Raw genomic sequence first — 13,198 nt, 5'->3', positions numbered from 1 at the left:
AAAAATTTGGGCCCGGTGGCTCATTCTACGCATGCGGCGCGGGCGCGCCCGCCACACGGCGGTGCGGCACGCCCCGTTCAGGGGCTTTTGGCGGCGGTTCGCTAAACTTGCGCCCCTTGTCCCGGCTCGCGGGGCGCCACAACAAGTCGCACACCATGCACTCCGTCGTCATCAGCGGTACCGGTCTCTATCAACCGCCCCACGTCATCACCAACGCCGAGTTGGTGCAAGCCTTCAACCGCTACGTGGACCTGCAGAACGCGGAGCACGCCCCGGCCATCGCCGCCGGCACGCGCGAGCCGCTGGTGCACTCCAGCGTCGAGTTCATCGAGAAGGCCTCCGGCATCAAGCAGCGCTACGTGATCGAGAAGGACGGCGTGCTCGATCCGACGCGCATGTATCCGCGCTTCGAGGAACGTCCGGACGACCAGCTGTCGCTGATGGCCGAGATCGCCGTCGACGCGTCGCGCAAGGCGCTGGCCGCGGCCAACAAGAAGCCCGAGGACGTCGACGCGGTGTTCTGCTCGGCCGCCAACATGCAGCGCGCCTACCCGGCCATGGCGGTGGAGATCCAGCAGGCGCTGGGCGCGGGCGGCTATGGCTTCGACATGAACGTGGCGTGCTCGTCGGCGACCTTCGCGCTGGAGCAGGCCTTCAACGCGGTGCGCTCGGGCGCGTCCAGGTGCGTGTTGATCGTGAATCCGGAGATCACCTCGGCCCACCTGGAGTGGAAGGACCGCGACTGCCACTTCATCTTCGGCGATGTGTGCACGGCCATCGTCGTCGAGCGCGCCGAGACGGCCACCGCCGACGAGCAGTGGGAGATCCTGGGCACCAAGCTGGCGACGCAGTTCTCCAACCACATCCGCAACAACTTCGGCTTCATGAACAAGGCCGAGGACAGCGATCCCGACGCGCGCGACAAGACCTTCCGCCAGGAGGGCCGCAAGGTCTTCAAGGAAGTCGTGCCCATCGCCGCGGCCCACATCGAGCAGCACCTGGCCACGCTGCACATCCAGCCCGGCGACGTCGGCCGCTACTGGCTGCACCAGGCCAACCTGGGCATGAACCAACTGGTCATCAAGAAGCTGGTCGGCGGCGAGGCCGGCGCGGAGATCGCGCCGTTGATCCTGGACACCTACGCCAACACGGCGTCGGCCGGCTCGATCATCGCCTTCCACGAGCACCGCGCCAATCTCAAGGCCGGCGACCTGGGCGTGATCTGCTCGTTCGGGGCGGGGTACTCGGTGGGGAGCGTGATCGTCAAGAAGCGCTGACGAGGTCGGAGGCCCGCGACACCCGAGTGCGCGGGCCGTGGCCCTTCATCGATTGGGACCGCTCGCCTCGATCCGGATCTCATCCCCGCCGCAGGTCCCGCCGCCGCTGCCGCCGGGCTGGTCGCCGAGCAGTTGCTTCAAGCTGCCGCCGGCCTGGTAATCACGTGGCAGGCGCACCTGGATCTCCGTGAGGTACTTGCCCGAGCACATCAGCTTGACGCTGTCCCGGTAGGCGTCGCTGCCGGTGGCCGTCTTGAGGCGGTCGTAGAACTCGCGCTTGGAGATCGCGCCGCCGATGTTGGCGCGGATGTATTTGCCGACCTCGGAGTCGTTCACCTGCTTCACCAGGTCGACCGCGCGGCGGAAGTAGGCATCCTGGTCCAGCGTGGTCTGGCAGGTGCCGTGCTTGCGCCATTCGTGCTCGCCGAAGTTCTTCTCGTAGAGGAAGTTGGGCATCCAGGGGCCGATGTAGGCGATGGTCTCCTTGGACAGCCGCAGCGGCGCGTTGCCGCAGTTGCCGTAGCTGATGCCGCATTGCTGCCTGTTGGGCCACAGGCCGTGCAGCGTGAGGTTGGACACCTTCAACTGGCCGCGTTCCATCGCTTCGCATTCGGGCTTGCCGCGCTTGCCGCCGGCCGTCCATTCGCAGAAGCCGGGCTGCCAGGACATCGCCAGCACGAAGCTGTCGTACAGGTCCGGCGTCTTGCAGGCGCCGGCGCCCGACATCGCGGGGGCGGCATCGGCCGCTTGCGGGCGCGCGGTGGGCGCCGCCGACGTGGTGCCGCCTGCGGCGCTGCCGCAGTCGTTCTGGACCCAGCGCTCCGGAGGCCGCGCGCCCGGCACCTGCACGCGAGTCCAGCCCGGCGAGGCGCCGTGGGTCTCGATGATCGAATAACCGGTGCCCGGCGCGAGCTTCACGTCACCGGGATTGGTGCCCTTGCGGAAGGACTGCAGCGCTTCGCAGGCACGCGAGGCGGTGAACGTGCCGGAGGCGGGATCGCTCGCCCAGGCGGATGGCAGGACGGCGCAGGAGGCCGCGAGCAGGACGAGACGTAGGACGTGGCGCATGAGGCGATGACCGGCTGAATGAGACAGCCGGCTTTGTACGCGATCTTGGGACGCGGTGGAACGCTCGGGATCGCTTGGCCGCTCGGTGCGAGGGCCGACCGGCTCGACGCGCGGCCCGGCGCGTCACGGGCCCGACATCCGGGACGGTGGCTCAGAAGCCGATCGAGACGCCCAGGCCCAGCACCCAGTCCGCCGTCTGCCGGGTCAGCCCGCGATTGATGGACGCGTCCAGTTGCAGCCGGCGGTCCAGCAGCCAGGTCACGCCGGTGCCGGCGGAGATGCTGCGGCCGCCGTTGCGGTTCGAGGCCAGTTGATCGCCGGCCAGCTCGACGTAGCCCTTCCAGCGATCGTTGATCGGCCAGCCGAGCGATGCGCCCAGGATGCCGCCGATGTAATGACCGCCACCATCGCCGGCCTCGCGCCGGTCGCGGTAGAGGCCGCCGATCAGGCCGGCGGACCAGTCGCGCGGCAAGTCCCACTCGGCCGTCAGGCGCAGCGACGGGCGCACGCCCTGGCCGCGAAAGGCCGCGGAGCCGCTGTCCATGTCGAAGTGCAGCAGCCAGGCCAGGCCCGGCTTGTTGGTGTCGCCGTCGCTCTCCTGCACGTGCCACTTCACGCCGAGTGCCGTGTCCGCCCAGCCGCTGGCGCGCGCGGTGGCGCCGGTGGCCGTGTCGGTGGCGCGCAGGCGCTGGTAGCCGTCGGTCTCGACGCGGAACTCCCAGTCCTCGGCGAAACCGAAGCGCAGCAGCGTGGGCGTCGACCAGGACCGGCTGCGCACGCCGTCGCTCTTGTCGCGGCTGTAGCCCAGGCCGGTCTCCAGCAACACGCGGCCCTTGCCGACGGTGCTGCTCGATTCGACGATGCCGGGCTGGTCCGGCTCGATGGTGTCCTTGGCGTCTTCCGCGGCGAAGGCCGGCGCGGCGGCCAGCGTGGTGCCGAGCACCAGGGCCGGCATCGCGGACCTCGAGCTGATGCGTGTCATGTCAGCCTCCTCCCTTTTCGCCCATCCACCAGGACGGCGGCACGCCCGACGCCGCGCCGGATGCCGCCCCCGAGGCCGCATCGGGCGGCGGCAGCGGCGGCGGCATCGGCCCGACCGTCTTCAGGCCGGCGTCGCCAGCGTACTCGGTGAAGACCCAATCGGGGCCGAACGGACCTTCCTGCTGGATCACGCCGTCCTTGGGCGGCTCGATCTCCGATGGCGCGATGCCCTTCAGCGCCACCTGCATGTAGTCGATCCACGCCGGCAGCGCGATGCCGCCGCCGGTTTCGCGGTCGCCCAGGCTGCGCGGCTGGTCGTAGCCGATCCAGACCACCGTCGCCACGCGGCGCTGGAAGCCCGCGAACCAGGCGTCCACCGCATCGTTGGTGGTGCCGGTCTTGCCGTACAGGTCGTAGCGCTTGAGCGCCTGGCTGGCGCGGTAGGCGGTGCCGCGGATCGCGACCTCGCGCAGCAGCGTGCCGGTGACGAAGGCGTTGCGTTCGCTGATGGCGCGGCGGTCGTCGGTCAGCGTCTCGGGCTCGGCCTGGAACAGCACCTGGTTCTGCGCGTCGACGATCTTCGTGATCAGCAGCGGCTTGAGCAGGTAGCCGCCGTTGGCGAAGACCGAATACGCGCTCGCCATTTGCAGCGGCGTCACCGAGCCCGAGCCCAGCGCCAGCGTCAGGTTGTTGGGCTGCTTGTCGATGTCGACGCCGAACTTGCTCGCCCACGACCGGCCGCGGTCCGGGGTCAGCTGCTCCAACAGGCGGATGGTGACCATGTTCTTGGACTTGGCCAGCGCCTGGCGCAGCGTCATGGGGCCGTCGAACTGGCCGTCGGAGTTGCGCGGGTTCCAGTCGCCGATGGAGATGGGGGCGTCGTCCACCAGCGTGGCGGGGCTGGCGCCCAGCTCCATCGCGGCGGAGTAGATGAAGGGCTTGAAGCTGGAGCCCGGCTGGCGCCAGGCCTGCGTCGCGTGGTTGAACTGGTTGCGGTTGAAGTCGAAGCCGCCGACCAGCGCCAGGATCTTGCCGCTGTCGGGCTCGACGGAGACCAGCGCGCCCTCGGCCTCGGGCGACTGCGTCACGGCCCAGGCGCCCTTGGGGAAGTCCTTGGTCGGGGCGCCGCGCAGCACGCGGATGATGGAGCCGCGCTGGATGCGCAGGTCCGGCTTGGCCTTTTCCGACAGCGCCGATTGCACCGAGCGCAGGCCCTCGCCGCGGATCTCGATGTCGTCGCCGTCCTGCAGGCTGGCATAGAGGCGGTTGTTGGCCACCTGCGTGACCACGGCGGCGCGCAGGTCGTCGTTGTCCGGATGGTCGCTGAGCGCCTGCGCGATGGTGGCGTCCTGCTCGGCGGCGTCCATGTCGGCGGGCAGCTCGACGTCGCCCTCGGGGCCGCGCCAGGCCTTGCGGCGCTCGTAGTCCATCAGCGTGCGGCGCAGCGCCTTGTACGCGGCGATCTGGCCGTCCATGCGCAGCGTCGTGGTGACGCGCAGGCCGCGGCTGTAAGCCTCCTCGCCGTACTGCGCGTGGACCACCTGCCGGACCATCTCGGCGGCGTACTGGCCGTAGGGCAGGCGCTGGTCCTGCGCGGTGCGCAGCTTGAGCGGCTCCTCGCGGGCGTGCTCGGCCTGCTCCGGCGTGATCATGCCCACGTCCGCCATGCGCTGCAGCACCACGGCCTGGCGGCGCTTGGCGGCCTTCAGGTTGCTGATCGGATTGGCGCGGTAGGGGTTCTGCGGCAGCCCGGCGAGCATCGCCGTCTCCGCCGTCGACAGGTCCTTGAGCGACTTGCCGAAGTAGGCCTGCGCGGCGGCCTCGAAGCCGTAGGCCCGCTGACCCAGGTAGATCTGGTTCATGTAGACCTCCAGGATCTTGTCCTTGGAGAGCTGGCTCTCGATCTTCAACGCCAGCAGGATCTCGACGAACTTGCGGGTGTAGAGCTTCTTCTTGGTCAGGTACAGGTCGCGGGCGAGCTGCTGCGTGATCGTCGACGCGCCCTGGCTGCGCGAGGACGAGAAGGTGTTGGCGATCGCCGCGCGCAGCATGCCGGGCAGGTAGATGCCCTGGTGCTCGTAGAACTTGGTGTCCTCCACGGCCAGCAGCGCCTCGCGCATCGGCTTGGGGATCTGCTCGAGCGGCAGGTAGCTGCGGCGCTCGGCGCCGAACTCGGCCAGCAGCTCGCCGTCGGCGGTGTAGACGCGCAGCGGCTGCTTGGGCTGGTAGTCGGTCAGCCGGTCCAGGTCGGGCAGGCCGGGCCAGATCACCGCGGCAGCGCCGGCCACCAGCAGCATCAGGGTCAGCAGGCCGGCGCCGGACCAGATCGCGATGCGCTTCCAGGTCGGCAGCGTCCGCAGGGACGCGCGCATCGGCGCGGTGCGGCGCCACAGCGCCAGGAAGAAGTCGGCGATGGCGCGGGCGATTTGGGAGAGCAGCTGCATGCGGGGGGCACGAGTCCAGGTCGGCGGATTATCGTCAGTCGCCGTGCGCGGTTCGCTCGGGCTGCCGCCTGGCAACAATCCCTACACGCAAGACACACGGAACCGCTACGCCGCCGGCACGCGCCGTGCCCGGTGCCAGGCCGCCAGTGCCCGTGGTGGCCAGGCCGTGCTCGCCTGTGCCTGTACCTGTGCTTGCGGCTACGGCTGCGGCTGCGGCTGCGGCTGCGGTTGCGGCTGCGGCTGCGCCTGCGCCGCCTCGGCGGGACTTGCGGCATCGGGCGGCCTGCGCCCGTGCGCCCGCGTTCAGCCCACGCGGATGTTCAGCGTCAGGAACACCAGCGCGTTCAGGGCGAGGTGCAGCAGGATGGCGGCCTCGATGCGGCGGGTCAGCGTGTAGATCAGCCCGTAGCCGATGCCCGCCAGCGTCGCCAGCGCCACGTAGGACAGGCCGCCTGGCGCATGCGCCAGGCCGAACAGCACGGCGGCCAGCAGCACCGGCAGCCAGCCGTTCCAGGTCCGCAGGTCGGTGCCCAGGCGGCGTGCCAGCAGGCCCTGGATGACGCCGCGGAAGGCGGCCTCCTCGGCCACGCAGGTCAGGAACAGCCCGGTGTTCGGCGGCCAGCGCAGCGTGGGCGTGCCCAGGCTGCTCATCACCGCCAGCAGCCAGGGCACGATCAGCGTCGCGCCGATCGTGACCGGCAGCGTCCAGCTCGGCGGGGCAGCGGTCGGCGCCGCGCCGGCCGGCCCCTCCGAGCCCGACGGGGCGGCGGCGAGCCGGCGCTGTCGCTGCTGGGCGACCAGCACCGCCAGCATCAGCATGCCGGCGACGCCCTTGTCGAAGTTGAGGTAGCGGGCCGCGGGTGCCTGCAGGTCGGAGGGGGAGATCAGATAGGTCGGATTGAGGAACCCGGGCAGCTTGTGCATCGCCAGGGCCAGGCCGACGACCAGCATCAGCAGCATCAGCATTTCCTGGCGACGGGGGCGGCGGTGGGCCTCGATCGTCATCCAGGCGAGGGCGGCCATGGCCATCACCGGCACCAGCGCGGCGATGCCGAGCTGACCGTTCACCAGGCCGGCGGCGACGGCCATGATCAGCACGGACAGCCAGGGCCATGGCGCCTGGGTCGGCACCAGGGTCATCGCGATCGACAGGCACAGGAGCAGGTGGCTGAGCGGCATCTCGGAACGGATCGGTGGCGGGGAAGGGTGGGGCGGCGGGCGCGGCGAAGTATCCACGACAGGCGCGATCCGCGGGATCCGGGCGATTTCGGGGGGATGGCTGAGGTATCGTGCCGCCCCATGCACGACATGACTTTCTACTGGCACGACTACGAGACCTTCGGACGCGTGCCGCGCCGGGACCGGCCGGCGCAGTTCGCCGGCATCCGCACCGATGCCGACCTGAACGAAATCGGCGAGCCGCTGATGGTGTATTGCCAGCCGCCGACCGACGCGCTGCCCGATCCCGAATCCTGCCTGCTGACCGGCATCCTGCCGCAGACCTGCGCCGAGCAGGGCCTGGCCGAACACCGCTTCGCCGCCGCCATCCATGGCGAGCTGTCGCGTCCGGGCACGGTCGGGCTGGGCTACAACACGATCCGCTTCGACGACGAGGTCACCCGTTTCCTCTTCTGGCGCAACCTGATCGATCCGTACGCGCGCGAGTGGCAGAACGACTGCGGCCGCTGGGACCTGCTGGACGTGGTGCGCTGCGCCTACGCGTTGCGGCCCGAGGGCATCGAATGGCCCAGGCACGAGGACGGACGGCCGTCCTTCAAGCTGGAGCACCTGACCGCCGCCAACGGTCTGGCGCACGAGGCGGCGCATGACGCGTTGTCCGATGTCCGCGCCACGATCGCGCTGGCGCGCCTGATCAAGCAGCGGCAACCGCGGCTGTGGGACTTCTGCCTGAAGCTGCGCCGCAAGGACGCGGTCTGGGCCGAGATCGGCACCAGCCGTCCCTTCCTGCATGTCTCCGGCATGTACGGCACGGAACGCGGCTGCATCGCGCTGGTGTGGCCGCTGGCGGCGCATCCGACCAACAAGAACGAGCTGATCGTCTGGGACCTTGGCAGCGACCCGGCGGAACTGCTGGGCCTGGACGCCGAGACGATCCGGATGCGCATGTACACGAAGCAGGACGAGTTGCCGGAGGGCGTCACCCGCCTGCCGATCAAGACGATCCACGTGAACAAGTCGCCGATCGTCATCGCCTCCCTGAAGATCCTGACTCCCGAGATGGCGGCGCGCTGGGGCCTGGACATCGCCCAGGGCCTGGCGCGCGCGGAAACCCTGCTGGCGCGTGGCGGCGAGCTGACGCGGCTCTGGCCGCAGGTGTTCCAGCGTCCGGGCGGCGAGGGGGGGCGCGTCGACGTGGACGAGGACCTCTACGGCGGCTTTGTCTCGAACGAGGATCGGCGCTCGCTGGAGCGGCTGCGCGGCCTGGCGGCGCAGGCCCTGGCGGACCGCGTGGCGCAGGGCAAGGTGGCGTTCGAGGACGGTCGGTTGGAAGAGATCCTGTTCCGTTATCGCGCGCGCAACTTCCCCGAGACCTTGAGCGCCGACGAGGGCGAGCGCTGGGAGCGGCATCGCGCGGCGCGCCTGCACCTGGGCGAGGGTGGGGCGCAGACGCTGGAGGCCTTCTTCGAGCGCATCGACGCCCTGGGCCAGGCGGCGGAGGAGTCCGACGACGAGCGGGGCCAGGAGATCCTGTCGGCGCTGTACGACTGGGCCGAGCAGATCGCGCCGCCGCCCTGAGCTGGTCGACTGGTTGGCTGACCGGTCGCCGCTTCGGCATCGAGGGGGGGGATCCGGTGTCTGGTCGCCGGTCAAACATGCCTCGATCCGGCCCCGGAACGAGGTCCTCCCCGGGGTTCCCACCGCCGGGCAAAACGGGTACACATGCTGCATTGAGCGAGGCGGCGCCGTGGGCGCTGCCCGCAATGGCGAGCCTGGGAGCGCGCGATGCGCCGACGGCCTTCAGGAGAAGACATGCAAAACCATCAAGACGCCGCCGACCCGACTGCTGCCCGCATGCGGGCGTTGCTGGTGCGGGCTCCGCTGGCGGTGGCCTTCGTGGGGGCGGGGCGGTTCGAGGTGGTCAGCGAGCACTTCAACCATCTCTTCGGCCATGGTGACGACACGGACCTGAGCGGCACGGACCAGCGCGGGGCGCTGGTGTCGGACTCCTCGCACCAGGCCTTGCAGGCGCGGATGGGCGCCGCCTTCGGTGGCGGGCGGCCCCTGGACGAGGAAGTCGAATTCGTGCGCCGGGACGGCTCGCGCTTCTGGGGGCGCCTGCAGGCGACGCCGGTGCACTGGGAGCAGCCCGCGGGCGAGGCCATGTGGGTCGTCGAGGACGTCACCGCGGCGCGGACACAGCGCATGCAGCCGACCTGGTCGGCCAAGCATGACGAGGTGACCGAGCTCTCCAACCGCCGCGAAATCGAGCGCCGCCTGGCGGATCACGTTGGCAGCCGCCGGCACGAGCCCGTATCGGTGCTTTTCATCGACATCGACAAATTCAGCGACGTGGTCCAGGGCATGGGGGCCGAGGTGGCCGATCATTTCCTGTACGGCCTGGGGCAGATGCTGGTGACGAAGGTCCGCGCGTCGGACGTTGTTGCCCGCCTGGAAAACGACCATTTCGTCGTTCTGCTGCCTGACTGCGACCAGCACTACGCCCAGATCGTGGCTGAGAAGCTGCGCAGCGCCATTGCCGGCTACCGCCTGCGGTGGGGCCTGCATCGCACGCGCGTGAAGGCCAGCCTGGGCGTTGTCCAGCTGCAGCCGACGCTGGACACTGTCGACGCCGTGCTCGGCGCGGGCCAACTGGCCTGCACCGAAGCGAAGGCGGCCGGTGGCGACAGCGTGCGCGTCTTCGTCTCAAGCGGCAGCTACGAGGAACTGGCCGGCGCCTGACCGAAGCGAGGCACCGCCTCCGGGCCGGTGGCTGTGACCACGACACCCAGCCCCATCCGCGCCCCCAGCCAGCAACAGCTCCATCTGTTCGCATGTGTCTTGGGTATTTGTCTCGATGGGCGCGTCCCGCGAAAGCGGGCAAGCCTTCGCAGCGAGGAGGCGGGACGTCAGCGAGTGGTGGGGGTTCCAGTAGCAGTGCTGGACGAGTCTCGGAGCGCAGTGACGAGCGACGGACCGCGTGTCAGCGAGCAAGCTCGCCGGGAGTCAGCGCTTCTTTTGCTTCCTTTTCTGGGCGCGACCAGAAAAGGGAGTCGCCTGCCGGGGCGAAATCCCGGCGGGCTGGGGGAAGTAGACGGGGGGCAGTCAGACCGCCCCAACTGAGGCCCAAGGGAAAACCCCAACAAATTTAACGTGAAGAACTAACCCCGAATCCCCATTCTTTTCTAAAGATCCCCTCGAACTTGCCGAAGACGGCGAATAGAGTGCTTGCTTAAGGCCATCCGAACTTGACGGAAGGCTGAGCGACCTGAACGGGGATCTGCCATGTCCAGCATCAGTTTATCGACCGCCCTCTCGGGCATGTCCGCCGCCAACGAGCGCCTGCGCGCGTCGGCGAACAACGTTGCGAACGTGAACACGCCGGGGTATCGGCGGGAGCGCATTGAGGCGCAGACGGCTGAGGACGGGGACGGTGTGACGACGCAGGTGGTGAAGGTGCCTGAGCCTGGTGCGAAGTTGGAGACGGACGTGGTGGAGCAGCAGTCGGCGACGTACGCCTTCGTTGGCAACCTGAGAGTGCTGCAGACGCAAATCCGTGCGGAGGGGGCGTTGCTGGACATTCACGTGTGAGGGGCGAGTAGCCGGGGCGAACCTGGACGTTGAACGAGAAAACGGCCGCATCGAGCGGCCGTTTGCGTTATCGGAACGGGTTGAGGCGTGCCTCAACGCGGCGCCTCAAGGAATCCGGCGGCGCCGGAGCTGAGGCGCAGGCGTTCAGGGCGCCAACTCGAACAAGGCTGACCCGTCCCCGTTGTCCTTGACCAGCTTCACCTGCGGCGTGTCCTTGAGATGGGCGATCGCCCCGCTACCGGACAGGAACTGCAGAGACACGTCCTTCACCGGCCGAATGGCCCAGGACGACTGCGCGACCGCCGCGCTGAGCGAGGGTTGGGCGGCGAGGAAGTGGGCCAGGGCCTCGCGGGTTTCGTCTGGCGCGTCGACGGCGATCTTGTCGGCGCCGAGGGCGGGGAAGTGCCCGCCGCCGAAGGCGCGATAGTTGTTGGTGACGACGAGGAAGTCGGTCTTGTCGTCGAGCGGGCGGCCTTGCCAGGAGAGGTCGACGACGCGATGGCTGTCGGAGACCTGCTTGCCGTCGATGTTGAAGCGTGCGGGTTGGGTGAGGTCGAGCTGATAGCGCAGGCCGTTCCCCTGTCCGAGCATCATGTCGAAGTTGAAGCTGGGATAGCTGGTGTCGACGACCATTTGCTGGGCGGGTCCGTTGGGGTCGATGCGCCGGAACTGTCCGGCGGACATTTCGAGCCAATCGCGGACCTGGGCGCCGGAGAGCTTGAGCACCTTGATGGTGTTCGGGTACACGTACAGATCGGCGACATGCTTGATCGCGACGGGTCCGGCGGGGATATCGGTGTATTGGGTCCAACCTTGCCGCCCGCCCGATTTGAACGGCGCCGCGGCCGACAACATCGGCAGCTTCTCAAGCGCCGTGCCCTGGACGGCCTTGAGCGCGTAGGCGAGCTGGGCCTGCGCCACCAAACGAACGGCCGCGCCGTCCAGCACCTGGGCGAAGTAGCTCTGGATCGGCGCGTCGGCGATGGCGACCTGGCTGCGGACGTAGTTCAGCGTGGCCTGGTGTTCCGTCGCGATGACGGCGGCCGGCATCGGATCCGCGTCGACGAGCGGCTTGCGCGCCGCCCGGTCGAAGATGGGCCGGAGGCTGGCCTGGCTGTCCGCGACCTTCCACTTGCCGCCCGACTGGGCGAGCGTGAGGTCGACGATGCCGAGGTGGTCCCCCCACCGGCCCGGCATCACCGCCGGCGTGCCGAACAGTTGACCCTTCTTGAGATCGACGCCGGGATAACCGGCGAAGGTCGGTCCGGGGAACTCGGTGTGCGCGTGCCCGAGCAGCAGCACGTCCACGCCCTTCACGCGGGCGAGCTGGGCCGCCATGTTCTCGGAGAGCTTGGGCAACTCGGTCTTGTCGATGCCGGTGTGGGCGATGACGACCACCAGGTCGGCGCCATGTCGGCGCAGGGACGTGACCTGCTCGGTGGCGGCGTCGACCATGTCCCGGACCTGGACGCGTCCGGCGAGGTTCTGCCGGTCCCATTCCAGGATCTGCGGCGGCGTCACCCCGACGACGCCGATCTTGAGCGTGTGGACCTTGCCGGCCTCGTCGCGCATCTCGCGCTCCAGCATCGTGCTGGGCGTGAAGGCGTGGCGGCGGCCGTCGGCCTCCATCACGTTGGCGTTGAGGTACGGGAAATTGGCGCCGGCGATGGCCTGACGCAGGAAAGGCAGGCCGTAGTTGAACTCGTGATTGCCGAGGTTGGCGGCATCCACGTTCAGCAGGTTGAGGATCTTGTAGGCCGGGTGGACGTCGCCGGCCTTGAGCGGTTTCACGCGGGCGACCACATCGCCGAGCGGGTTCCCCTGCAGCAGGTCGCCGTTGTCGAACAGCAGGCTGTTGGTCGCTTCCGCGCGGGCGCGGTGGATCAGCGTGACTGTCTTGGCGAGGCCGAACTCTTGCGACTCCTTGTCCTGGTAGTAGTCGTAGTTCAGCAGGTTCATGTGGATGTCGCTGGTCTCCAGCACGCGCAGCCGCAGCTCCGCGGCGTGCAGCGACATCGACGCGGCCAGCAGGCCCAGGGTCGCCAGGGCGCCGGCGACGGGGCGGAGCAGGGCGCGGCTCATGCCCAGTCGGTCCCGGCGACGAGGGCGGCGACGGCGCGCTGGAAGCCGTCGGCGTCGATGGCGTCGAAGCGCGAGGGCTCGGGGCTGTCGAGATCGAAGACCGCGCGCAGACGGCCGTCGACGACGACGGGCAGGACGAGTTCCGAGCGCGACGCCGCATCGCAGGCGATGTGGCCGGGGAAGGCGTGCACGTCCTCGACGAGCTGGATCTCGCGGGTGCGGGCGCAGGCGCCGCAGACGCCGCGGCTGAAGGCGATCCGCACGCAGGCGACCTTGCCCTGGAACGGTCCGAGCACGAGCTCCTGATCGTTCCTCGGATTGACCCTGTAGAACCCGGCCCAGTTCAACTGCGGCACCGAGTTGTAGACCAGCGCCGCGAACTGGGCGAGGTTGGCGAGCCAGTCGCGTTCGCCGTGCAGCACGGCTTCGGTCTGGGCGACCAGGGTGTCATACGAGGCGCGCTTGGCCTCGGGGCTGGACATGTCCAGCAGGGGCGTGGGGTCGAAGCTCATGGGGCGGCATTGTGGCGGGAGATCGTGACGCCCGACGCCGGTGAGGGCGATCGGCGGTCGGGCG

The 13,198-nt window shown here is 69.3% G+C and carries 10 protein-coding genes; 4 read left to right on the top strand and 6 right to left on the bottom strand.

Going from position 1 to position 13,198, the window contains the following annotated elements:
- Positions 1 to 155 precede the first annotated feature (155 nt).
- Positions 156 to 1,277: a beta-ketoacyl-ACP synthase III gene (locus CDN99_RS11420; RefSeq protein ID WP_088384981.1), complete on the top strand. Its 1,122-nt coding sequence runs from the start codon at positions 156 to 158 to the stop codon at positions 1,275 to 1,277.
- Positions 1,278 to 1,322: 45 nt separating this feature from the next.
- On the opposite strand, the gene CDN99_RS11415 is transcribed toward CDN99_RS11420, so the two are convergent.
- The 4 genes from CDN99_RS11415 to CDN99_RS11400 all read right to left on the bottom strand — a co-directional run bounded on the left by CDN99_RS11415 (position 1,323) and on the right by CDN99_RS11400 (position 6,949).
- Complete coding sequence (locus CDN99_RS11415; RefSeq protein ID WP_088384980.1) at positions 1,323 to 2,345, bottom strand: ribonuclease T2 family protein; 1,023 nt, start codon at positions 2,343 to 2,345, stop codon at positions 1,323 to 1,325.
- A 151-nt stretch (positions 2,346 to 2,496) separates the two neighbouring features.
- A complete protein-coding gene (locus CDN99_RS11410) occupies positions 2,497 to 3,327 on the bottom strand; it encodes a transporter (RefSeq protein WP_158218823.1) in 831 nt (276 codons plus the stop codon).
- Between the two features lies 1 nt (position 3,328).
- Positions 3,329 to 5,770, bottom strand: a complete 2,442-nt coding sequence (locus CDN99_RS11405; RefSeq protein WP_238139481.1) for a penicillin-binding protein 1A — start codon at positions 5,768 to 5,770, stop codon at positions 3,329 to 3,331.
- Between the two features lie 303 nt (positions 5,771 to 6,073).
- A complete protein-coding gene (locus CDN99_RS11400) occupies positions 6,074 to 6,949 on the bottom strand; it encodes a CPBP family intramembrane glutamic endopeptidase (protein WP_088384978.1) in 876 nt (291 codons plus the stop codon).
- A 120-nt stretch (positions 6,950 to 7,069) separates the two neighbouring features.
- Between CDN99_RS11400 and sbcB the strand changes: the two genes are divergently transcribed.
- The 3 genes from sbcB to CDN99_RS11385 all read left to right on the top strand — a co-directional run bounded on the left by sbcB (position 7,070) and on the right by CDN99_RS11385 (position 10,540).
- The gene (gene sbcB / locus CDN99_RS11395) at positions 7,070 to 8,527 is read left to right on the top strand and encodes an exodeoxyribonuclease I (protein ID WP_088384977.1); all 1,458 of its coding nucleotides are present in this window, start codon (positions 7,070 to 7,072) and stop codon (positions 8,525 to 8,527) included.
- A gap of 234 nt (positions 8,528 to 8,761) precedes the next feature.
- Positions 8,762 to 9,691, top strand: a complete 930-nt coding sequence (locus tag CDN99_RS11390) for a GGDEF domain-containing protein (protein ID WP_158218822.1) — start codon at positions 8,762 to 8,764, stop codon at positions 9,689 to 9,691.
- A gap of 543 nt (positions 9,692 to 10,234) precedes the next feature.
- On the top strand, positions 10,235 to 10,540 hold the full coding sequence (locus tag CDN99_RS11385) for a flagellar basal body protein (protein WP_088384975.1): 306 nt from the start codon (positions 10,235 to 10,237) through the stop codon (positions 10,538 to 10,540).
- Positions 10,541 to 10,684: 144 nt separating this feature from the next.
- On the opposite strand, the gene CDN99_RS11380 is transcribed toward CDN99_RS11385, so the two are convergent.
- Both CDN99_RS11380 and msrC read right to left on the bottom strand, forming a co-directional pair.
- Positions 10,685 to 12,622, bottom strand: coding sequence for a bifunctional 2',3'-cyclic-nucleotide 2'-phosphodiesterase/3'-nucleotidase (locus CDN99_RS11380; protein ID WP_088384974.1), 1,938 nt, complete (start codon positions 12,620 to 12,622; stop codon positions 10,685 to 10,687).
- Positions 12,619 to 13,134 (bottom strand): free L-methionine (R)-S-oxide reductase MsrC, encoded by a 516-nt coding sequence (msrC, locus tag CDN99_RS11375; protein WP_375134436.1) that lies wholly within the window; start codon positions 13,132 to 13,134, stop codon positions 12,619 to 12,621. Before msrC ends, CDN99_RS11380 begins: the two co-directional genes overlap by 4 nt.
- Positions 13,135 to 13,198 lie beyond the last annotated feature (64 nt).

This window comes from Roseateles aquatilis, from assembly GCF_002205645.1.
GTDB lineage: Bacteria > Pseudomonadota > Gammaproteobacteria > Burkholderiales > Burkholderiaceae_C > Roseateles > Roseateles aquatilis.
Note: the sequence above shows the minus strand (reverse complement) of the source record. Positions and strands in the feature narration are given on the sequence as shown.

Bases quoted from the DNA above. Each gene is read 5' to 3' on its own strand.
- CDN99_RS11420 (WP_088384981.1), top strand. From the start codon at position 156: ATGCACTCCGTCGTCATCAGCGGTACCGGTCTCTATCAACCGCCCCAC.
- CDN99_RS11415 (WP_088384980.1), bottom strand. From the start codon at position 2,345: ATGCGCCACGTCCTACGTCTCGTCCTGCTCGCGGCCTCCTGCGCCGTC.
- CDN99_RS11410 (WP_158218823.1), bottom strand. From the start codon at position 3,327: ATGACACGCATCAGCTCGAGGTCCGCGATGCCGGCCCTGGTGCTCGGC.
- CDN99_RS11405 (WP_238139481.1), bottom strand. From the start codon at position 5,770: ATGCAGCTGCTCTCCCAAATCGCCCGCGCCATCGCCGACTTCTTCCTG.
- CDN99_RS11400 (WP_088384978.1), bottom strand. From the start codon at position 6,949: ATGCCGCTCAGCCACCTGCTCCTGTGCCTGTCGATCGCGATGACCCTG.
- sbcB (WP_088384977.1), top strand. From the start codon at position 7,070: ATGCACGACATGACTTTCTACTGGCACGACTACGAGACCTTCGGACGC.
- CDN99_RS11390 (WP_158218822.1), top strand. From the start codon at position 8,762: ATGCAAAACCATCAAGACGCCGCCGACCCGACTGCTGCCCGCATGCGG.
- CDN99_RS11385 (WP_088384975.1), top strand. From the start codon at position 10,235: ATGTCCAGCATCAGTTTATCGACCGCCCTCTCGGGCATGTCCGCCGCC.
- CDN99_RS11380 (WP_088384974.1), bottom strand. From the start codon at position 12,622: ATGAGCCGCGCCCTGCTCCGCCCCGTCGCCGGCGCCCTGGCGACCCTG.
- msrC (WP_375134436.1), bottom strand. From the start codon at position 13,134: ATGAGCTTCGACCCCACGCCCCTGCTGGACATGTCCAGCCCCGAGGCC.